Here is an 18,791-nt window from a genome sequence, read left to right as displayed (position 1 = left end):
AACCTACAAGCCTTTGCGGAATTGAATGAAGCCCGAGCGCTCGGCAACCTGTTGGTACAGGCTGATGGCGGTGGCGTTGGTTTCGTGGGTCAGCCAGTGCACCTTGATGCAGTTGTCGGCCTTGGCAGTGGTGTAGACGTGCTCGATCAGCTGGCGGCCAATACCCAGTCCGCGCTGCGTGCTATCCACGTATAGGTCCTGCAGGTAGCAGGAGTTCTCGATGCTCCAGTTGGAGCGATGGTAGATGAAGTTGACCATACCCACGGCCTTGCCATCGATCCAGGCTAGCGCCGAATGGGTGGGTTCGCTGGGGTCGAGCAGGCGCTGCCAGGTGCTGAGGCTGACGTCATCGGCGATCTCGGTTTCGTAGAAGTGCAGGTAGGCTTGCCACAGGGCATGCCAGGCGGCGTGATCTTGGGCGGTGACGGGGCGCCGGGTAACGCTGGGCATGGGGTTGTTCCCTTACAGTTGGCGCATGTGCGCGGCGAGTTGGTTGTCCATTTGATCGGGGCTGGCGCTCAGGCCTTCGCGCACGCCGATGATGTCCTGTTCGGAGCGGTTCTGGCTGAGCTTGCGCGCGCCTTGCAGGCGGGTGATCGGCAGGCGAATACCGACAATGGCGCGCAGCATGCCGTCGAGGTAGTCGGCGGGGGCATCGGTGACTTTCCACGGTTCACTGCGGCCGCGCTCATGCCGGTCGGTCAGGCGGCTGACAATCGCCAGCAGTGGCTCCGCGTCGTGGATTACATCAGCCGCGCCATAGGCGTGCACGGCCAGGTAGTTCCAGGTCGGCACCACTTTGGGGTTATCGGCCTTGCTCGGGTAGTAGCTGGGGCTGACATAGGCATCGGCCCCCGGGAACACCAGCATCGCTTCAGCCCCCAACGCCAGGTCCTGCCATTGGCGGTTGGCCCGTGCCAGGTGAGCATAGACGGTACCGAATTCGCCCTCGGTGGTATCCACCAGAACCGGAAGGTGCGTGGCCAGCAGGCCCTGTTCGCCGTGACTGACCAGCACGGCCAGGCGGGTGTCGAGCATGTGCTGATGCAGGCGAGCGAGGTCGTGTTCCTGGTGGGGCTTGCTGTTGTACATGGCTGGGGTCCTTGTCGAATGGCTTCATCCTAGGCAGGCTATTGGTTCTGAGTAAGAGCCATTCCAGGCTGTTTTCATAGGTCCAATGCCATGAGCGAACGCCCCCTCATCCTGCCTTTCGACCCCGCCGGGATCACCTTGGATCGTCGCCGCGGGCTGAGCCAGCAGCTCTACCAGGCGCTACGCGCACGCGTACTGGACGGGCGCCTGAGCAGTGGCACGCGGTTGCCGGCCAGTCGTGATCTGGCCGCTATGCTGGCGTTGTCACGCAACAGCGTAGTGCGTGCTTACGACCAACTCTATGCCGAGGGCTACATCGAGAGCCGGGTCGGCGATGGCACATATGTCAGTCGGCTGCCGAAATTATCCACACAAGTATCCACAGGGTTATCCCGGGGGTTATCAACAGGTTTATCCACATTTTACTCTGATGATACTGAGGATTTATCCAGCAAGCGTCCTCTCAGCGAGCCTTTGCAGCGCCTGAAAAATAACCACTTGCCGCCGCCGAGAAGTGGCGCGCCACGTGCATTTCGTGTCGGCATACCTGCGTTCGATTTGTTCCCATTTGACGTTTGGGCCAAGCTGCAGGCGGGTTTCTGGCGCAATCCATCTCCTGCGCATTTGGGCTATGGTGACCCCGCAGGCGAGCCTGCATTGCGCGAGCTGGTCGCCGCCTACCTGCGGCGGTCAAGAGGGTTGAGCTGCACGTCTGAACAAATTGTGATCACCAGTGGCGCGCAGCAGGCAATCAGCCTTTGTGCACAGTTGCTGTTGCAGCCTGGCGACACGGTGGCTGTGGAAAACCCAGGCTATCGGGCGGCTGGTCACGCCTTTGCATTGGCGGGTGCCAAGGTGTGCGGTGTGCCGGTGGATGAAGAGGGAATGGACTGCAATCGGCTGGGGCAAGTGGCCGATTGCCGACTGGTCTATGTCACACCTGCGCACCAGTACCCGACCGGAGTGACCATGAGCCTGGCACGTCGTCTGGAGTTGCTGGCCTGGGCTGAGCGCAACGATGGCTGGGTCATAGAGGATGACTACGATGGCGAGTACCGCTACAGCGGTGCGCCCCTTGCCCCGCTGGCAGCTCTAGACCAGCATGGTCGGGTACTGTACGTCGGCACCTTTGGCAAGATCGCCTTCCCGGCGCTGCGCCTGGGCTACCTGGTACTGCCACCGCAGTTGGCGCAGGCCTTTAGCCAAGGCAGGGCGCTGGCGGTGCGACATTCGGAGGTCAGCAGCCAGTGCGTGATGGCCGAGTTCATGGCCCGTGGACATTTTCAGCGGCATATACGGCGTATGCGTAAAGCGGCGTTGAGCCGGCGCAATGTGCTCTGCGCCGGCTGGCCTGTGGATGTTCCGGGCTTGGGAGCCATGCCCGAGGTGGCGGCGGGGCTGCATGTCAAAGTGGATGTGGATAACTTTGCGCTGGAGCAGGCGCTGGTGGCCAAGGCCGAGGCAGTAGGGGTGGAGGTGACGCCGCTAAGCAATTTCTGGTTGGCGGACAGCGAGGTGCCTGTGGATAAGCGCGCGGGGCTGGTGCTGGGGTTTGCTGCGGTGCCGGAGGGGGAGATTGCCGAGGCCTTGATTAAATTGCGCAAGGTTTGGCGGCCGTTTCGCGGGTGAACCCGCTCTCACAGGGGCTGCGCCGCATCTGAGGTCGGCGCACGCCCTGTGGGTTCACCCGCGAAGAAGCAAACTCAGGTCCCGGATTTGATCCGCGTCCAGGCCCGAGTCCTGGCCCGCTCGGCATCCCGGGCCAACGGCTTGAGCGTGTACAACCTGGCCATTGCCTCCGGCGTTGGGTACAGGTTGGGGTTGTTGCGAATCGCCGGGTTCACCTTGTCGGTGGCATCTTTGTTCGGGTTCGGGTAGCCGACAAAATCGCTGATCGGCGCAATCACCTCTGGGCGTAGCAGATAGTTGATGAACGCGTGGGCATCATCCGGGTTGGCCGCGTTTTTAGGGATCGCCAGCATGTCGAACCAGATTGGCGCACCCTCCTTGGGCAGGCGCATGTCCACCACCACGCCGTTCTTTGCCTCCTTGGCGCGGTTGGCGGCCTGCGAGAAGCTGCCGCTGTAGCCCACCGCCACGCAGATATCGCCGTTGGCCATGTCAGCCATGTACTTCGAGGAGTGGAAGTACGTGATGTGCGGACGAATCTTCAGCATCAGCTCCTCGGCCTTCTTGTAGTCGGCCGGTTTGTCGCTGTTCGGTGGCAGGCCGAGATACTGTAGGGCCAACGGCAGAATCTCGGACGGCGAGTCGAGCAGGGATACACCGCACTGCTTGAGCTTGGCGATGTTCTCTTCCTTGAAAATCAGGTCCCAGCTGTCCACCGGTGCGTTGTCGCCCAGCGCAGCCTTGACCTTGGCCGGGTTGAAGCCGATCAGCACGGTGCCGTACATGTACGGGACAGCAAACTTGTTGCCTGGGTCGTTGGCTTCTATCAACTTCATCAGCGACGGGTCCAGGTGCTGCCAGTTCGGCAACTTGCTGCGGTCCAGCGGCTGGAATACCCCGGCTTCGATCTGCTTGGCGAGGAACACGTTGGACGGTACCACCACGTCATAGCCGGAATTGCCGGTTAGCAGCTTGGCCTCCAAGGCCTCGTTGGTATCGAAGATGTCGTATACCAGCTTGACGCCGCTGTCCTTCTGGAAGTCGGTCAAGGTCTGCGGGGTGATGTAATCGAACCAGTTATACACACGCAGGGTGCGCTGCTCGGCTTGGGCCTGCAGGGCTCCGGTGAGCAGGGTGGCAGCGATGAACGGGGCGAGCAGGCGCTTGAGTCGGACCATTATCGGGCTCCTGGCTGGGCGCGCTGGAAGCCTTCCAGCACATTGACTGCGTTGATACCGATTTCTTCCACAGCGTAGCCGCCTTCCATCACGAACAGGGTGGGCTTGCCGAGCTGACCGATGCGTTTGCCCATTTCCAGATAGTCAGGGCTGTCCAGCTTGAACTGCGAGATCGGGTCGTCCTTGAAGGTGTCCACGCCCAGCGATATCACCAGCACGTCGGCGTCATAGCGGGCGATGCGCTGGCAGGCATCTTCCAGGGCGGTGCTCCAGGCGGCCCAGTCGCTGCCGGCGGGTAGGGGGTAGTTGATGTTGCAGCCCTCGCCGGCACCCTCACCGGTTTCATCGGCATAGCCGAGGAAGAACGGGAACTCGTCCTGCGGGTCGCCGTGGATCGAGGCGAAAAACACGTCGTCGCGGCTGTAGAAGATGTCCTGGGTGCCGTTGCCATGGTGGTAGTCGACATCGAGGATGGCGACCTTGCGCCGGCCCTGGTCAAGGAAGGCCTGGGCGGCGATGGCGGCGTTGTTCAGGTAGCAGTAGCCACCCATTACTTCGCCAGCCGCGTGATGCCCTGGTGGGCGGCACAGGGCAAAGGCGGAATGCGCGCCTTGCTGAATGGCTGCCTGAGCGGTAAGGGCTACCTGGGCGGCGCTGTAGGCGGCCTGCCAGGTACCGGCGGTAATCGGCGCGCCGGCGTCGAAGCTGTAGTAGCCCAATTCGCCGTGCAGGCCCGTGGGTTTTACCTGGCGTAGGGTGCGTGCAGGCCAGGTGAACGGCAGCAGGTCGCCTTCCTGGCCCATGGCGGCCCAGCGCGCCCAGGCGCCTTCGAAGAAGTCGAGGTAGTCGGCACTGTGGATACGCAGCAGCGGCGCACGGCCGAAGTCGGTGGGGCCTTGGATGTCACCCAGGTTGCGCTTTTTCACCTGATCGAGCACATGGTCAGCGCGTGAAGGCATTTCGAAGCAGGGCATCAGCTTGCCGTCGATCAGCTCGCAGCGGCCATGGTGCAGGCGGTGGTCATCGGAATAGATCGTCAGCATTGTTGTTCTCCGGTGGGTACTGGCGTGGGTCCATTGTCATGGGCGGGTCAGTAACGGAGAACGACGCAAACGGCCAAAAGGGGATCGATATGGCCAAGCTGTTTGGCCGCATTGTTTGTGCCGGCCCCTTCGCGGGCTCGCAGGCGAAGGGGGCGCAACAGGTCAACCGCGAAAATGGCTGGGCGCCACGCCGCTCCAGCGCTGGAAGGCATGTCGAAAACTGGCTGTTTCACTGAACCCCAAGGTCTCGGCAATCCGGTAGATCGGCATCTGCTCGTCTGCCAGCAACTGCTTGGCCCGCTCGAACCTCAGTTCATCCAGCAACTGTTGATAACTGCAGCCCTGCGCCTGCAAATGCCGGCGCAGGGTGCGCGACGAGCAGTTCATCTGCCGCGCCAGCCCTTCCAGCCCCGGGGCCGCGTCCAGTTGCTGCGCCAGCAATTGGCGAATTTTCCCCAGCCAGGCCTGCCGGCCGGTGAACTCCAGGTTCAGGCGTCGGCAGCGTTCGCTCATGGCCTTGTGGGTGATCGGGTCGGCCAGCGGCAACGGCATCTCTAGCCAGCGCCTTTCGAAAGCGAAGGCGTTGTCCTCGGCAGCGAAACTTATGGGGCACTGGAAAGCACCGGCATAGCGCATATGGTAACCCGGGCGAGGGTGTTCGAAGCGGGCCCCCAGCAGTGGTAGTGGGCGGCCGAGCAGGTCGTCGCAGATAACCTTCAACGACACCAGGCAGAATTCGGCGTTGAAAGCGCTCAGCGCCGGGCTGTCGTGATAATCGCTGGCGCTGAACCACACGCGCTGCCCATCGTCGCGCAAGCGCAGCTTGAAGACTGTTCCCAGCAGTGCCGGATACTGCAACGCCAGGCGCAGGGCGTCACCCAAAGTGGCACTGGAGAGCAAGGCGTAACCGAGCATGCCGTAGCATGACACATGCATGCGTTGGCCCAGTTCCAGGCCGATGTCCTCGCGCCGGGCCACGGCATTGGCGCACACCTGCAGTTCCTGCTGGGTAGTGATGCGCGCATCGGTGAGCCCTAGGTCTGCCGGGCCGATGCCGCTGCCGGCCAACAGCGCCGAAGCCTCGCAACCGTCTGCCTGGAAGACGTTGAGGATCAGCGAAACCGCGTTGAGGGTGGTCAGGTGGCTGTGCAGCATGCTGGGTAATCCCTTTGCTTGGGATGCATTACGGAGCAAGTAGTGTGCCGTAATTCCGGGCGCTTACCGGGCCGACAATCCATCAGGCAAAAAAAAGGCCCGAAGCATTGGCTCGGGCCTTGAAAGGTTGAGAGGTGTCTAGTCCCTTAACCTGGTGAGACAGTGTGCAGCAGCCGGGTTACGCCTTCAGCGGAACCAGACGTGGAGCGATCATGTTTTCTGGACGCAGGATGTCGTTAAGCATCTCTTCATCCAGCAGCTTCTCTTCGCGCACCAGTTCCAGCACACCGCGGCCGCTTTCCAAGGCAACGCGGGCGATACGGGTGGCGTTTTCGTAGCCGATGTATGGGTTCAGGGCGGTGACCAGGCCGATCGAGTGCTCGACCAGTTCACGGCAGCGCTGTTCGTTGGCGGTGATGCCGACGATGCAGTGTTCGCGCAGCATGTCCATGGCGCGTTGCAGCAGGCGGATCGAGTCGAAGATCTTGTAGGCGATCAGCGGCTCCATCACGTTCAGCTGCAGCTGGCCACCTTCGGCGGCGACGGTCAGGGCCAGGTCGTTGCCCATGATGGCGAAGGCCACTTGGTTCACGGCTTCCGGGATAACCGGGTTGACCTTGCCTGGCATGATCGAGCTGCCTGGCTGACGCGCTGGCAAGTTGATCTCGTTGATGCCGGTACGCGGGCCGCTGGACAGCAGGCGCAGGTCGTTGCAGATCTTCGACAGCTTGACCGCAGTACGCTTGAGCATGCCCGAGAACAGCACGAAAGCGCCCATGTCGGAGGTGGCTTCGATCAGGTCGGCAGCCGGTACCAGCGGCTGGCCGCTGATGATTGCCAGGCGCTGTACGGCCAGGGCTTGGTAGCCAGGGTCGGCGTTGATGCCGGTGCCGATGGCGGTACCGCCCAGGTTGATTTCGGTCAGCAGTTCCGGAGCCAGCGAGCGCAGGCGCTGCAGGTCTTCGGTCATGGTGGTGGCGAAGGCACGGAATTCCTGGCCCAGGGTCATTGGCACCGCGTCCTGCAGCTGGGTACGGCCCATTTTCAGTACGTGGTCGAACTCTTTACCCTTGGCAGCGAAGGCCTGGATCAGGCTGTCGAGGCTGGCCAGCAGGGCGTCGTGACCCAGCAGCAGGCCCAGACGGATAGCAGTCGGGTAGGCGTCGTTGGTCGACTGCGCCATGTTCACATCGTTGTTCGGGTGCAGGTACTGGTATTCACCCTTCTGGTGGCCCATGGCCTCCAGCGCGATGTTGGCAATGACTTCGTTGGCGTTCATGTTGGTGGAAGTACCTGCACCACCCTGGATCATGTCGACCACGAACTGCTCGTGATAGTCGCCTTTGATCAGTCGACCGCAAGCAGCGCTGATGGCAGCATGCTTGGCATCGCTCAGGTGCCCCAGCTCTCGGTTGGCGTCAGCAGCGGCCTGCTTGACCATCGCCAGGCCGACTACCAGTTTCGGGTAGTGCGACAGCGGAACACCGGAGAGGTGGAAGTTGTTGGCAGCGCGCAGTGTCTGGATGCCGTAGTAAGCATCAGCAGGAACTTCGAGGGTGCCCAACAAATCTTTTTCGACGCGGAACGATGCAGCGGAGGACATGATGTATATCATCTCGATTTTGACCCGGCACATGCCGGAATGGCGCCAATCCTAGGCCTGAAGGTGATTTTGCGGCCAATGCTGTTGCACGCTAACCTATGCACAAACGGCATAGTGTTTCATGTGACGCCAATTGACATTCGAGCGTGTTCCATTTTGGTGCACGTCGGGAGATGTGCTTTGTGAACCTCGAAAGCAAATGGCTGGAAGACTTCAGCGCGCTGGCCGCTACCCGCAGTTTTTCCCAGGCGGCAGAGCGGCGTTTCGTCACCCAACCGGCCTTCAGCCGGCGTATTCGCAGCCTTGAAGCGGCCTTGGGCCTGCAACTGGTGAATCGTTCCCGCACGCCGATCGAACTGACCGAGGCCGGGCAGCTATTTCTGGTCACAGCACGTACCGTTGTCGACCAGTTGGGCGAAATTCTACGTCATTTGCATCACCTTGAAGGTGGGCAAGGCGAAGTGGTGCAGGTCGCCGCGGCACACTCCCTGGCATCGGGCTTTTTCCCGCGATGGGTGGCTCAGTTGCGCCACGACGGGCTGAACATCGCCACCCGCCTGGTTGCGACTAACGTTGGGGATGCCGTGCATGCATTACGCGAAGGTGGCTGCGACCTGATGCTGGCGTTCTACGACCCGGATGCAGCCTTGCAGATGGACGCCGAGATCTTCCCCTCGCTGCACATGGGCAACACCGAGATGCTGCCGGTGTGCGCCGTGGATGATGACGGCAAGCCATTGTTCGACCTGGAAGGCGAGGGCAGCGTGCCGCTGCTGGCCTATTCCGCTGGCGCCTTCCTCGGCCGTTCGGTCAACTTGCTGCTGCGCCAGCGCAATCTGCGCTATACCACCGTTTATGAAACCGCCATGGCCGACAGTCTCAAGAGCATGGCGTTGGAAGGCATGGGTATCGCCTGGGTGCCGCGCCTGTCGATGCGGGGCGAGCTTGAGCGGGGTGAGCTGGCGATCTGTGGCGGCAGCCAGTGGCACGTGCCGCTGGAAATCCGCCTGTACCGCTGCGCGCTGGTGCGCAAGGCCAATGTCAGGCTGTTGTGGCGCAAGCTCGAGGGTGCCGCAGCGGTTGACCCAAAAGTCAGTCAAAGCCCCGAAAAATAAGGGGCGACAGTTGGTCGCCGGGGTGCCTTAAACGCACCACCTTACGGTATACTGCGCGGCCTTTCGACCGGATGTGTCCGGTCCTGATCAGCAAACAAGCCACGCCGGTCGTCCCGCGTGGCTTGTTGTTTTTTGACGCGCCCAAGGGCGCACAAGCGAAGAGGCTCGACGATGAGTGCACTGGTTGGCGTGATCATGGGCTCCAAGTCCGATTGGTCCACCCTTAGCCACACCGCCGATATGCTGGAAAAACTCGGCATTCCCTACGAAGTGAAGGTGGTTTCCGCCCACCGCACCCCGGATCTGCTGTTCCAGTATGCCGAGGAGGCCGAGGGCCGTGGCATCGAGGTGATCATCGCCGGTGCCGGTGGCGCAGCCCACCTGCCAGGCATGTGCGCCGCCAAGACCCACCTGCCGGTGCTGGGTGTGCCGGTGCAGTCGTCGATGCTGTCGGGCGTCGATTCGCTGTTGTCGATCGTGCAGATGCCCGCGGGTGTGCCAGTTGCCACCCTGGCCATCGGTCGTGCCGGCGCGGTCAACGCAGCCTTGCTGTCGGCCAGCATCCTTGGCGCCAAGTATCCGCAGTATCACGCGGCACTGAAGCAGTTCCGCACGGAACAGACCGACACCGTGCTGGATAATCCAGACCCGCGCCAGGCTTGAGGCTCAACCCATGAAGATCGGTGTAATCGGTGGCGGCCAGCTGGGCCGCATGCTGGCCCTGGCGGGTACTCCGCTGGGCATGAACTTCGCCTTCCTCGACCCGGCACCGGACGCCTGCGCGGCGCCCCTGGGCGAGCACCTGCGTGCCGACTATGGCGATCAGGACCACCTGCGCCAGTTGGCCGACGAGGTCGACCTGGTCACCTTCGAATTCGAAAGCGTCCCGGCCGAGACCGTGGCCTTCCTCTCGCAGTTCGTGCCGGTGTACCCCAGCGCCGAGGCGTTGCGCATTGCCCGCGACCGCCTGTTCGAAAAGAGCATGTTCCGCGACCTGGGTATCCCCACCCCAGCCTTTGCGGACATCCTCTCCCAGGCAGACCTGGACGCTGCAGTGACCAGCATCGGCCTGCCGGCCGTGCTGAAAACCCGCACCCTGGGCTATGACGGCAAGGGCCAGAAGGTGCTGCGCACGCCAGAAGACGTGGTAGGCACCTTCGCCGAACTGGGCAGCGTCCCGTGCTTGCTGGAAGGCTTCGTGCCGTTCACTGGCGAAGTATCGCTGGTGGCCGTGCGTGCCCGTGATGGCGAAACCCGCTTCTACCCGCTGGTGCACAACACCCACGAGAGCGGCATCCTGCGCCTGTCGGTGGCTAGCCAGGCACACCCGCTGCAGGCCCTGGCCGAAGACTACGTCGGCCGTGTGCTGCAGAAGCTGGATTATGTGGGCGTGATGGCTTTCGAGTTCTTCGAAGTCGACGGCGGCCTGAAGGCCAACGAGATCGCCCCGCGAGTACATAACTCCGGGCACTGGACCATCGAAGGCGCCGAGTGCAGCCAGTTCGAGAACCACCTGCGCGCCGTTGCCGGCTTGCCGCTGGGCTCGACTGCCAAGGTGGGCGAGAGCGCGATGCTGAACTTCATCGGCGAAGTGCCGGCGGTGGAGCAGGTTGTCGCCATCGATGACTGCCACCTGCACCATTACGGCAAGGCCTTCAAGGTCGGCCGCAAGGTTGGCCACGCCACCCTGCGCTGCCGTGACATGGCCACCCTCGAGCGCAAGATTGCCGAAGTAGAGGCCCTGATCAGCAACTGATCGAACTTCTACATGCGCCATGCCCTCTGAAATGGCAACAAGCCGAAGTGCTGTCTAGGCTTCGGCTTGTTTCATATTCACTGCAGAGGGATTGCCATGGGCATCATTGGAACCATTTTCATCGGCCTCATCGTCGGCCTGCTGGCCCGCTTCATCAAGCCGGGCGATGACAGCATGGGCTGGATCATGACCATCCTGCTGGGTATCGCCGGCTCCCTGTTGGCCACCTATGGCGGCCAGGCCCTGGGTATTTACCAGGCCGGGCAGGCGGCGGGCTTCTTTGGCGCGCTGGTCGGTGCCGTTGTCCTTCTGGTGATCTACGGATTCATCAAGAAACGCTGAATACTGGTTAGAATGCCCGGCAATTCACCCGAGTTGCCGAGCATTGCCATGCGTGCCTTTTTTCTTATCCCCCTGCTGTTGGCCAGTACCCTGGCCCATGCCGAACTGCCCGAAACCGACTGGCTGGAGTTGATGCCGAAGTCGGACCAGAAGGCGCTCGAGCAAATGCCCGAGATCGATCACAACTCTCCGGAAGCCATGGGCACCTTTACCGCCAAGGGTGGCCTCAAGCAGAGCAAGGGCCTGCCCGCGGTGATGTACTCGACCAAGACCGTTCCGGCCATGAATGGCAAGGACATCCGTCTGGGTGGCTACCCTGTGCCGCTGGAGAGTGACGCCAAGGGCAACAGCACATTGTTCTTCCTGGTGCCGTATCCGGGTGCGTGCATCCATGTGCCGCCACCGCCGCCCAACCAATTGGTACTGGTGCGCTACCCGAAAGGCCTGAAGATCGATGACATCTACACCCCGCTATGGGTCAGCGGCAAGCTGAAGGTGGAAAAAGTAAGCAATGACCTGGCCGACGCGGCCTATGCACTCGATGCGGGGAAAGTGAGGGTGGTGGAGGACGCTGACCTCTGATAATTGGCCCGGCCTCTCCGCGGGCTTGCTCGCGAAGAGGCCGGCAAAGTGCAGGGCTCAGATATTTTCACAACCGATCTGGACGCCCAGCGAATGACTCGCCCCAGGCTTCAAGTCCACCAGGTCATTCCACACATTCGCCGTCTCGATGCACAGCATCCGCTGCCAGCCATCATCAGCCATGTCCGCCAATGCCCTGGCCCGATCGGTCCAAGGGTTCCAGATCACCGCCGAGCGCGAGCCACTGCTGGTCAAGGTAATACGGCGGCTCCAATGCGGGTCGACAATGCTCAGCGTTTGCGGGGTGTCGAGGTAGATCCGGTCCGTCTCCCCGGCGAACTCGAGTGCCCCCTGCTGCTGGCGCTGCTCCCAGTCGGCCAAAGTCTCGATGTAGCCCAGCCCCTCGACCCCTTCGATACGCGCCTGGCGCACATCGCTGACGGCAAAGTAGCTGTGCAGGGCCTGGCTGATGGTAACCGGGCTATCGCCCATGTTGCGGCTTGTGAGTTTCAGCGCCAACGCTTCGCCCAGCTCCACTACCAGCGTGAGTTCCACATTGTGCGGCCAGTCGGGCAGGTGGCCTTGGGCTTCTGTGAGGTTGAATTCGATGCGTAGGTTTTCGCCCGCTTCCTCGATACCCAGCAGCTGCCAGTCACGTGAGCGCGCCAGCCCGTGAGCAGGCGCCTGTTCGCCGTGGTACATAGCCTGAACGGCCTGGGGGTTGCGCTGCAGGTTGCCGAACCACGGCCAGCACACCGGCACACCGGCACGGACCGACTTGCCCTCGCGGAAGATCGCCTGGTCACTCAGCCACAGCAGCGGCGGCTCGCCGACCCGCTGGTAGCTGAGGATCTGCGCGCCCTGCTGGGCGATCAGGAGTTCGGCGCGGTCGCTGCTGATACGCCAGCAGTTCAGTTCGCCATGTTGCTCGGTTACGACCTGGAAGGTAGCCATTGCATTCGTCTCATTGTATTGCCAGAAGGCCTTGGACCCTGGCTCATCCAATGAGTTTACCGCCGGCGTGGCTCAGCGACGAGGCACGGAGCGGGTGCGGCCACTGCCGTCGATGGCGACGAAGACGAATACCGCTTCGGTGACCTTGCGCCATTCGCTGGACAGTGGGTCGTCGCTCCACACCTCGACCATCATCTGGATCGAGCTGCGGCCGATTTCCAGCGTCTGGGTATAGAACGACAGCTGCGCGCCTACCGCAACCGGTACCAGAAAGGCCATGCGGTCGATGGCCACGGTCGCCACGCGGCCGCCGGCGACGCGGCTGGCCATGGCAGTGCCGGCCAAGTCCATCTGGGCAACCAGCCAGCCGCCGAAGATGTCGCCAAAGCCGTTGGTCTCGCGCGGCAGCGCGGTAATCTGCAAGGCCAGGTCGCCTTGCGGGATAGGATCTTCTTGTTCGAGCTCAATCATGCGATGGGGCCTCTGACCCGTGACGCTTTCGTTGGTGTGGCGCAAAGGCCGGGTAAACGATTCAGCTTGAAACATACTACGCCGATTTCGTTTCACTGGGCGGCCGTAGGGAAACTCTGCGAAACCGTCTGACATCAAGACCGACGTTTTCGCACAACATCCCACACTAGCAGCAACCTTTTCCTACGAATCCCCAGTATATAGAGCATAACGGCCAGCGACGACCGCACATTCATGAATATCTGGAGGGATTTTGTATCGCTTTCAGCGCGGCTCGGCAATTTGCTATCTTCGCCTCTCTCCCAATTCAGAAGCCGCGCGCCAAGCGGCCTGCATGCCCCTACAAAGAGAACAACGAGCGATGACCTCCGTGCCGAGCAGTATCGAGCAGCCCTCGCGGCCGCTGACCCGCAGTGACTACAAGACCCTCTCACTGTCCGCCCTGGGCGGCGCGCTGGAGTTCTACGACTTCATCATCTTCGTGTTCTTCGCCACGGTGGTGGGCAAGTTGTTCTTCCCGGCCGACATGCCCGAGTGGCTGCGGCTGATGCAAACGTTCGGGATCTTCGCCGCCGGTTACCTGGCGCGGCCGCTGGGTGGCATCATCATGGCCCACTTCGGTGATTTGCTTGGTCGCAAGAAGATGTTCACCTTGAGCATATTCATGATGGCCCTGCCGACCCTGATCATGGGGTTGCTGCCGACGTATGCGCAGATCGGCATGTGGGCACCGATCCTGCTGTTGTTGATGCGCGTCATCCAGGGCGCGGCAATCGGCGGTGAAGTACCGGGTGCATGGGTGTTCGTCTCCGAGCACGTGCCGGCTCGCAACACCGGCTATGCCTGCGGCACTCTGACCGCTGGCCTGACTGCCGGCATCCTGCTGGGCTCGCTGGTAGCGACCCTGATCAACAGCGTGTACAGCGCGGAAGAAGTGGCTGACTACGCCTGGCGTATTCCGTTCCTGCTTGGCGGTGTGTTCGGCCTGTTCTCGGTGTACCTGCGCCGCTGGCTGCACGAAACCCCGGTGTTTGCCGAAATGCAGCAACGCAAGGCGCTGGCCGAGGAGCTGCCGCTGCGCGCTGTGCTGCGCGATCACCGTGGCCCGATCATCCTGTCGATGTTGCTGACCTGGCTGCTTTCAGCCGGCATCGTGGTGGTCATCCTGATGACCCCGGCGCTGCTGCAGAGCTTCTACCACATCAGCCCGACCGACTCGCTCAAGGCCAACAGCCTGGCCATCGTGTTGCTCAGCTTCGGTTGTATTGGTGCCGGCAGCCTGGCCGACCGCTTTGGTGCGGGCCGAGTGTTCGTGATCGGCAGCCTGTTGTTGCTGGCCAGCTCCTGGACCTTCTACCACAGCCTGCCGACCCGGCCCGAGCTGCTGTTCCCGCTGTACGCGCTGACCGGCCTGTGCGTGGGCGTGATCGGCGCGGTGCCTTATGTGATGGTCAAGGCATTCCCGGCGGTGGTCCGCTTTAGCGGGCTGTCGTTCTCATACAACGTGGCCTACGCGATCTTTGGTGGGCTGACGCCGATGGCGGTGACCGCGCTGCTGAAAGTGAGCCCGATGGCGCCTGCCTACTATGTAGCTGGCTTGTGTGTTCTCGGCTTGCTCGTTGGCCTCTATTTGCTGGCGAAAAAACGTTGAGCTTCAGGTCAGATGCCCTCCCTGAAGAAGGCCAAGTCGCAAACCTGTAGATCGGTGTTGTATTGAACCATCACGAAGGTGGGGACGTTGTTTGTGTTTTCCCAGGCAAACACGTCCCAACCCCCGGTATCACCCAAGGGGGAGGGCATTCGCAAGGGCGGCTGCGACATGGACGAAGGGCCGAATCTCTCGGTGACTTCTTTTCTGGTTGTAAGTCCCTGTAATCGATCGGGCAGCGTGCCTTGATAGGGTTGGTCCTGGGGGATTGTTCTGATCACGTTGACATGCACGCACTTCAAAATTAACGGCTCAGTTGAAAACTCCAGCTCGAGGCCGGGCAGAGGGGTGGCAGTTTCTGATTCTTGCCCCATGAATACCACTTCAAGAGGTGTATCTGGCAAATGGCCCAGCGTTACTAATGACGCGTGCGGGTGGCCAAGTCGCTCTATCCAGGAATCAATTATTGATTGGTTCATTCTACCCATCCCCCGTTTTGATAAAGGCTGATTATCTTCTGCTTGGCGCTCCCGAGTTGTGTAGCGTTGTCCGGCCAAGCTATGTTCAAAGCGGTGAAAAAAAGGTCGACCTCAGCCAATATCTCTCCAGGTTGATCGCCTGCGGCATGCCTCTTGTTCTTGATGAGGTGAAATGCCAAATCGAATTTTGGCAGTATGGCTTCGGGCAAAACGATTGAGGGTGTTTGCAGTAATATTTCTTTGGTCTTGGCAAAGCTGAGTTTCGGGTATTTTCTTATGAGTATCTTGATGAGGATCTCTGGCCAAATAGTTGGCATGGTGAAGGTCTTCTCATGAGTGATGTTTTCAGGCATGGGTGCTCGCTGCTAATAATTGAAATGTAAGTGGCAAATGCTTCATCCATAGAGTTGCATTTAATGATTTTCTGCGCCAGTGCGGATTTGTTTCATTGTGTGCTGTTTTGTGTCGCTGTAAGAAGAATCAATATAATCAGTAAGACATTTCTTTGTTTGGTATTGGTGAATAAATAGAAGGGGTGGAGTTTCAAATATGAGTTGATAGATATGTAACGCAGCGTCATACGGCTTTTTCACAACGATCGGCCATACAGACAAGGAGACCCTGTATGGCTCAGAACACGTTTAACGACAATTCAACAGGTGACGTAGTTATCACCCCAGGCTCTTCCGGTTCAAGCGGTGGCGGGGGTGGCTTCTTCAGCATTGGCGGCGGCGGTGGCTTCGGTGGTGGCTTTGGTGGTTCCAGCCGGCGTCGCCGGAAAAAGCGGGCGAGAGCTCGCGCTGCTGCGCTGGCCAAGGCGCAGGCCGAAGAACAAGCACGCCAGGCCGCGGCTGCGGCTGAACGCGCCGAAGCGCAAGCGCTCGCTCATCGGCAGCGAGTAGCTGCCTACAGCCAGGCACGAGAAGACCGGCGCGTGCAGCTTGACGCCCACTTCGCAGGCCTGGCTCAGGGGTTGACCCAGGCGCTTCAAGGCGAAATCGATGCAGCACGCAAGCGCCCAGAATATGACGGTAGCGAACGCTGGCAGCTCTACCAGATCACCAAGGCACGTAACGAGACAGAAGGGCTCATTGCGGCAAAGCAAGGCGCGCTGACCGAGTATCAGGCACGAGCGGCTGCTTTCGCTGACCGGGGTGTAAGCGCGGACGCCTATGCCGCGCGGCTGTCAGAGCTGGCGAACGCAGTGCAGATGCAACAACTGCATCGCGACTGGGAAGCAGCCTATCTGGCATCCCAGGAGGCCCGGTTGCTGCAAGAGGCCATCAGGCAATTGTCAGAGCGCTCGGCCGCGTTGCTGGTGGAACATGCCGCGCAGGAGCAGGTCTGGAAGGCGCGGGAGGCAAGTCGGGAGCAGCAGCGACAGTACGCTGAACAGCGCGAAGCGCGGATTCGCTTCAAGCAACAGGCGGATGAAGACCAGCGACTGCAGCGGCTGAGAGATGCCGCCACGCTGACGGCTCCAGTTGGTGCAGCCCAGGCCGGTGGTGTGTTGCTCACCCAGGGCGGCGCACAGGTAGCGTTGGAAGTGGCTACTGCCATCCAGCAGGCCATCGCCAATGCGGCCAAGGAAGTGCTAAGGGTCGCAGCGATACGCGCCGGTCAGGCCATTAGCCTGTCGGTTACAGCTATGGTGCACTCCCCGGTGCTGGGCGATGGCGAGTTGACTGCCGACCAGCGTCGGCGACGACTCGAAGGGCTGGGGGTACGTGCTGATCTGCTGGGCGTTGAGGCTGGGCAGGACCTCCAGGCTATCGCCAATGCTGGTGGTTCGGCCCGTCTCTCGAGTCGCATCAAGATCGAGCACCTGCCGGGAGGCAGTGGTGTCGCGGTGGCGTCGACAGGCGCCGGGATCGCGCCCGAGGTACGGGTCAGAAATGCCGTTTTCGATCCTCTGACCGAAACCTACCGACTCCAGGGCGCCACGCCCTCTGACAAAACCATCGTCCTCGGTGGTTCTGCCGTGCCGGTAGAAGGTGGGTCGACAGGGAGAGTGCTGTCACTTGCGCCGGAGGTGGTCCCGGTTGGCGCAGGCGTGGACCTGCGCTTTGACGACTGTATTGTCTGTATTCCTGGCCAACCCCCTCAGTATTTCTCTTTCGTGCTGCCGCCAGCCGGTACCGGAGTGGTCAGCGGAAGAGGGCAAGCGGTTGCTGGCAACTGGTGGTCCGGCAACGGGGCCGCTGCTGGTTTGGCCGTGCCGGCACAGGTTGGCAACCAGCTGCGCGGCCGCCAGTTCACCGATATGCCGGCTTTCGAAAGTGCGGTATGGCGGGCTATCGCAGCGGAGCAGGCGTTGTTCGGGCAGTTCGATGAACTGAACCAGCGGCGCATCCTCAACGGTTTTCCTCCTATTGCGCCGAGGGCGAGTTGGAGCGGGGCACGGCAGTCGTTCGAACTCCGGCATCTATCTGCCGTTGGCGTTGGCTCCGGCCTCTATAACCTCGACCAACTGAGTATCCACAGGCCCACCGATGCCCAGGGCGTGCTGACAGTCGCTCAGCCGTTTCAGCCCTGGTTCGCTTCCAGTGTGGCGCTGGCCTTTGACCCGGCAGTTGTTCAAGGCCAGCCAACGCGCACCTGGACACCCCTGGTGGCCCCTGGTGCAGAACTGCTCGGTCCGACGCGCTTGCCGGTGGCACCTTCGCTACCGGGAATCCTCCCGGGCGCGCCCACCGATCCCGTGGGGCCAAGTCTTGAAATACTTCCGGGCGAAATTTCAAGTGAAACTGGGGCCATAATTCCTGGATTCGGAGGCGAAACTGATCTACCCGAACCGGGGCTGGTCAACTACACGCCAGCCAGGCCGCTTGAGGTCGGTGATTACAAGGACTTACGACGCCGAAGCATCAACGATCGTATGGATGTGGATCACATTGTGTCACGAAAAGCTTACGAGATTTTTTTGACTGAAAACTACCCTGACCTTTCACCGGAGGATATCAAGAGCCTGCTGGAGGCCGCGCCGAGCATAGTGATCCCTGTGGAAGTGCATCGAAAGTACAGTGAGACATATGGAGGGCGAAATAATGCAGCAAAACAGCGCAAAGATGCATCAGATCTCCGCGCAGCTGTTGATAGCAATATGGACGCCTTGAAGCCAGGGTTGCTTGAGCACGGATATAGCGATTCAGAAATTGAAAATGCCCGGCGTCAGCTGCACGCCCACCATCAACAGAAGGGTCTTTATAAATGAATGCTCAAAAACTGGATTCGTATCTAAAAAAATTGGGGAAGTCGCAAGACGAACTAATTCGCGAAGATGGCTCATGGTTGACTGAGTTTATTGAAGTTTATCCAGGTGCGTTATCTGTATATTTGCGTCCGGCGCCCGGGTTGAACTTGAGATTTTGGGCTGAAGATAGAAGGTTTGAGTCTGTAATTATCTCCATCGCGTCAACAGCTACTTCGAAAACCGTTTATCAGGATAAGCTTCCGCCGCCGTTTGATAGCTGTATTACTCGCGAGCAAACGCTGAAAATTTTGGGGGATCCAGTTGACTCGAAAGGTCCCTTCATGATGCCTTTGCCTATGGGCAAGGTTGGTGGGTGGGACAAATTCGACCTCGCAGGGCATGCAGGGTTGGTGGCCATCGTGAAATATGACGTGGCCTTGAATGTGATAGGGCTGTCGTTTGCATTGAAAGAATCTGGCTACGATCGCATGCGTGATCAGGTTCACCAGCCGGCTGACAGTTGAATTGCCTTGACTGTATCTATGAAGAGG

The 18,791-nt window shown here is 60.7% G+C and carries 19 protein-coding genes; 9 read left to right on the top strand and 10 right to left on the bottom strand.

The features are described from left to right. Window positions 1–3: 3 nt before the first annotated feature. Both DMX11_RS04850 and DMX11_RS04845 read right to left on the bottom strand, forming a co-directional pair. The gene (locus tag DMX11_RS04850) at window positions 4–450 is read right to left on the bottom strand and encodes a GNAT family N-acetyltransferase (RefSeq protein WP_110743456.1); all 447 of its coding nucleotides are present in this window, start codon (window positions 448–450) and stop codon (window positions 4–6) included. Between the two features lie 12 nt (window positions 451–462). Next, window positions 463–1,092 carry an FMN-binding negative transcriptional regulator gene (locus DMX11_RS04845; protein ID WP_110743455.1) on the bottom strand — a complete coding sequence of 210 codons (630 nt, stop codon included), beginning with the start codon at window positions 1,090–1,092 and terminating at the stop codon, window positions 463–465. Between the two features lie 90 nt (window positions 1,093–1,182). Here DMX11_RS04845 and DMX11_RS04840 point away from each other — a divergent pair, with 90 nt between their 5' ends. Beyond that, window positions 1,183–2,721, top strand: a complete 1,539-nt coding sequence (locus DMX11_RS04840; protein WP_110743454.1) for a PLP-dependent aminotransferase family protein — start codon at window positions 1,183–1,185, stop codon at window positions 2,719–2,721. A gap of 74 nt (window positions 2,722–2,795) precedes the next feature. Here DMX11_RS04840 and DMX11_RS04835 read toward each other — a convergent pair whose 3' ends face one another. The 4 genes from DMX11_RS04835 to aspA form a co-directional block, all read right to left on the bottom strand. Beyond that, window positions 2,796–3,899: a polyamine ABC transporter substrate-binding protein gene (locus DMX11_RS04835; protein ID WP_110743453.1), complete on the bottom strand. Its 1,104-nt coding sequence runs from the start codon at window positions 3,897–3,899 to the stop codon at window positions 2,796–2,798. Next, window positions 3,899–4,942: a histone deacetylase family protein gene (locus DMX11_RS04830; RefSeq protein ID WP_110743452.1), complete on the bottom strand. Its 1,044-nt coding sequence runs from the start codon at window positions 4,940–4,942 to the stop codon at window positions 3,899–3,901. The genes DMX11_RS04835 and DMX11_RS04830 overlap by 1 nt, the downstream gene beginning before the upstream one ends. 162 nt (window positions 4,943–5,104) lie before the next feature. Next, window positions 5,105–6,097, bottom strand: a complete 993-nt coding sequence (locus DMX11_RS04825; protein WP_110743451.1) for an AraC family transcriptional regulator — start codon at window positions 6,095–6,097, stop codon at window positions 5,105–5,107. Between the two features lie 178 nt (window positions 6,098–6,275). After that, window positions 6,276–7,700 (bottom strand): aspartate ammonia-lyase, encoded by a 1,425-nt coding sequence (aspA, locus tag DMX11_RS04820; protein WP_110743606.1) that lies wholly within the window; start codon window positions 7,698–7,700, stop codon window positions 6,276–6,278. Window positions 7,701–7,882: 182 nt separating this feature from the next. On the opposite strand from aspA, the gene DMX11_RS04815 reads away from it, so the two are divergent. The 5 genes from DMX11_RS04815 to DMX11_RS04795 all read left to right on the top strand — a co-directional run bounded on the left by DMX11_RS04815 (window position 7,883) and on the right by DMX11_RS04795 (window position 11,495). Next, window positions 7,883–8,815, top strand: a complete 933-nt coding sequence (locus DMX11_RS04815; RefSeq protein WP_177410705.1) for a LysR substrate-binding domain-containing protein — start codon at window positions 7,883–7,885, stop codon at window positions 8,813–8,815. Window positions 8,816–8,986: 171 nt separating this feature from the next. Next, complete coding sequence (purE, locus tag DMX11_RS04810; protein WP_003253304.1) at window positions 8,987–9,478, top strand: 5-(carboxyamino)imidazole ribonucleotide mutase; 492 nt, start codon at window positions 8,987–8,989, stop codon at window positions 9,476–9,478. 10 nt (window positions 9,479–9,488) lie between these two features. Next, window positions 9,489–10,571, top strand: coding sequence for a 5-(carboxyamino)imidazole ribonucleotide synthase (locus DMX11_RS04805; protein ID WP_110743449.1), 1,083 nt, complete (start codon window positions 9,489–9,491; stop codon window positions 10,569–10,571). A 96-nt stretch (window positions 10,572–10,667) separates the two neighbouring features. Further along, window positions 10,668–10,913 (top strand): GlsB/YeaQ/YmgE family stress response membrane protein, encoded by a 246-nt coding sequence (locus DMX11_RS04800; RefSeq protein WP_010955824.1) that lies wholly within the window; start codon window positions 10,668–10,670, stop codon window positions 10,911–10,913. Window positions 10,914–10,961: 48 nt separating this feature from the next. Then, complete coding sequence (locus tag DMX11_RS04795) at window positions 10,962–11,495, top strand: DUF3299 domain-containing protein (protein ID WP_177410704.1); 534 nt, start codon at window positions 10,962–10,964, stop codon at window positions 11,493–11,495. Between the two features lie 57 nt (window positions 11,496–11,552). On the opposite strand, the gene DMX11_RS04790 is transcribed toward DMX11_RS04795, so the two are convergent. Together DMX11_RS04790 and DMX11_RS04785 are read right to left on the bottom strand one after the other, a co-directional pair. Then, window positions 11,553–12,449, bottom strand: coding sequence for a D-hexose-6-phosphate mutarotase (locus tag DMX11_RS04790; RefSeq protein WP_110743448.1), 897 nt, complete (start codon window positions 12,447–12,449; stop codon window positions 11,553–11,555). A 72-nt stretch (window positions 12,450–12,521) separates the two neighbouring features. After that, window positions 12,522–12,920, bottom strand: a complete 399-nt coding sequence (locus tag DMX11_RS04785; RefSeq protein ID WP_003253317.1) for an acyl-CoA thioesterase — start codon at window positions 12,918–12,920, stop codon at window positions 12,522–12,524. 361 nt (window positions 12,921–13,281) lie between these two features. Between DMX11_RS04785 and DMX11_RS04780 the strand changes: the two genes are divergently transcribed. Beyond that, window positions 13,282–14,571, top strand: a complete 1,290-nt coding sequence (locus tag DMX11_RS04780; protein ID WP_110743447.1) for an MFS transporter — start codon at window positions 13,282–13,284, stop codon at window positions 14,569–14,571. An 8-nt stretch (window positions 14,572–14,579) separates the two neighbouring features. Here the strand turns inward: DMX11_RS04780 and DMX11_RS04775 are convergent, their stop codons facing one another. Both DMX11_RS04775 and DMX11_RS04770 read right to left on the bottom strand, forming a co-directional pair. Beyond that, window positions 14,580–15,047 carry a hypothetical protein gene (locus DMX11_RS04775; RefSeq protein ID WP_146230338.1) on the bottom strand — a complete coding sequence of 156 codons (468 nt, stop codon included), beginning with the start codon at window positions 15,045–15,047 and terminating at the stop codon, window positions 14,580–14,582. Next, entirely contained in the window at window positions 15,044–15,400 is a 357-nt protein-coding gene (locus DMX11_RS04770) for a hypothetical protein (protein WP_110743445.1), read from the bottom strand. The genes DMX11_RS04775 and DMX11_RS04770 overlap by 4 nt, the downstream gene beginning before the upstream one ends. 272 nt (window positions 15,401–15,672) lie before the next feature. Between DMX11_RS04770 and DMX11_RS04760 the strand changes: the two genes are divergently transcribed. Together DMX11_RS04760 and DMX11_RS25845 are read left to right on the top strand one after the other, a co-directional pair. Then, window positions 15,673–18,261 carry an S-type pyocin domain-containing protein gene (locus DMX11_RS04760; RefSeq protein WP_256590502.1) on the top strand — a complete coding sequence of 863 codons (2,589 nt, stop codon included), beginning with the start codon at window positions 15,673–15,675 and terminating at the stop codon, window positions 18,259–18,261. Beyond that, window positions 18,258–18,764: a DUF6392 family protein gene (locus tag DMX11_RS25845; RefSeq protein WP_146230337.1), complete on the top strand. Its 507-nt coding sequence runs from the start codon at window positions 18,258–18,260 to the stop codon at window positions 18,762–18,764. The genes DMX11_RS04760 and DMX11_RS25845 overlap by 4 nt, the downstream gene beginning before the upstream one ends. Window positions 18,765–18,791: the final 27 nt, after the last annotated feature.

The organism is Pseudomonas sp. LB-090624, assembly GCF_003205205.1.
Classification (GTDB): Bacteria; Pseudomonadota; Gammaproteobacteria; order Pseudomonadales; family Pseudomonadaceae; genus Aquipseudomonas.
The sequence above is the reverse complement of the archived record's forward strand: the minus strand, read 5'-3'. Positions and strand labels throughout refer to the sequence as shown.

Coding starts and splice junctions, on each gene's coding strand:
- aspA (WP_110743606.1), bottom strand. CDS start 7,700: ATGTCCTCCGCTGCATCGTTCCGCGTCGAAAAAGATTTGTTGGGCACC.
- DMX11_RS04805 (WP_110743449.1), top strand. CDS start 9,489: ATGAAGATCGGTGTAATCGGTGGCGGCCAGCTGGGCCGCATGCTGGCC.
- DMX11_RS04830 (WP_110743452.1), bottom strand. CDS start 4,942: ATGCTGACGATCTATTCCGATGACCACCGCCTGCACCATGGCCGCTGC.
- DMX11_RS04795 (WP_177410704.1), top strand. CDS start 10,962: ATGCGTGCCTTTTTTCTTATCCCCCTGCTGTTGGCCAGTACCCTGGCC.
- DMX11_RS04770 (WP_110743445.1), bottom strand. CDS start 15,400: ATGCCTGAAAACATCACTCATGAGAAGACCTTCACCATGCCAACTATT.
- DMX11_RS25845 (WP_146230337.1), top strand. CDS start 18,258: ATGAATGCTCAAAAACTGGATTCGTATCTAAAAAAATTGGGGAAGTCG.
- DMX11_RS04785 (WP_003253317.1), bottom strand. CDS start 12,920: ATGATTGAGCTCGAACAAGAAGATCCTATCCCGCAAGGCGACCTGGCC.
- DMX11_RS04825 (WP_110743451.1), bottom strand. CDS start 6,097: ATGCTGCACAGCCACCTGACCACCCTCAACGCGGTTTCGCTGATCCTC.
- DMX11_RS04790 (WP_110743448.1), bottom strand. CDS start 12,449: ATGGCTACCTTCCAGGTCGTAACCGAGCAACATGGCGAACTGAACTGC.
- DMX11_RS04835 (WP_110743453.1), bottom strand. CDS start 3,899: ATGGTCCGACTCAAGCGCCTGCTCGCCCCGTTCATCGCTGCCACCCTG.
- DMX11_RS04780 (WP_110743447.1), top strand. CDS start 13,282: ATGACCTCCGTGCCGAGCAGTATCGAGCAGCCCTCGCGGCCGCTGACC.
- DMX11_RS04775 (WP_146230338.1), bottom strand. CDS start 15,047: ATGAACCAATCAATAATTGATTCCTGGATAGAGCGACTTGGCCACCCG.
- DMX11_RS04800 (WP_010955824.1), top strand. CDS start 10,668: ATGGGCATCATTGGAACCATTTTCATCGGCCTCATCGTCGGCCTGCTG.
- DMX11_RS04850 (WP_110743456.1), bottom strand. CDS start 450: ATGCCCAGCGTTACCCGGCGCCCCGTCACCGCCCAAGATCACGCCGCC.
- purE (WP_003253304.1), top strand. CDS start 8,987: ATGAGTGCACTGGTTGGCGTGATCATGGGCTCCAAGTCCGATTGGTCC.
- DMX11_RS04760 (WP_256590502.1), top strand. CDS start 15,673: ATGGCTCAGAACACGTTTAACGACAATTCAACAGGTGACGTAGTTATC.
- DMX11_RS04840 (WP_110743454.1), top strand. CDS start 1,183: ATGAGCGAACGCCCCCTCATCCTGCCTTTCGACCCCGCCGGGATCACC.
- DMX11_RS04845 (WP_110743455.1), bottom strand. CDS start 1,092: ATGTACAACAGCAAGCCCCACCAGGAACACGACCTCGCTCGCCTGCAT.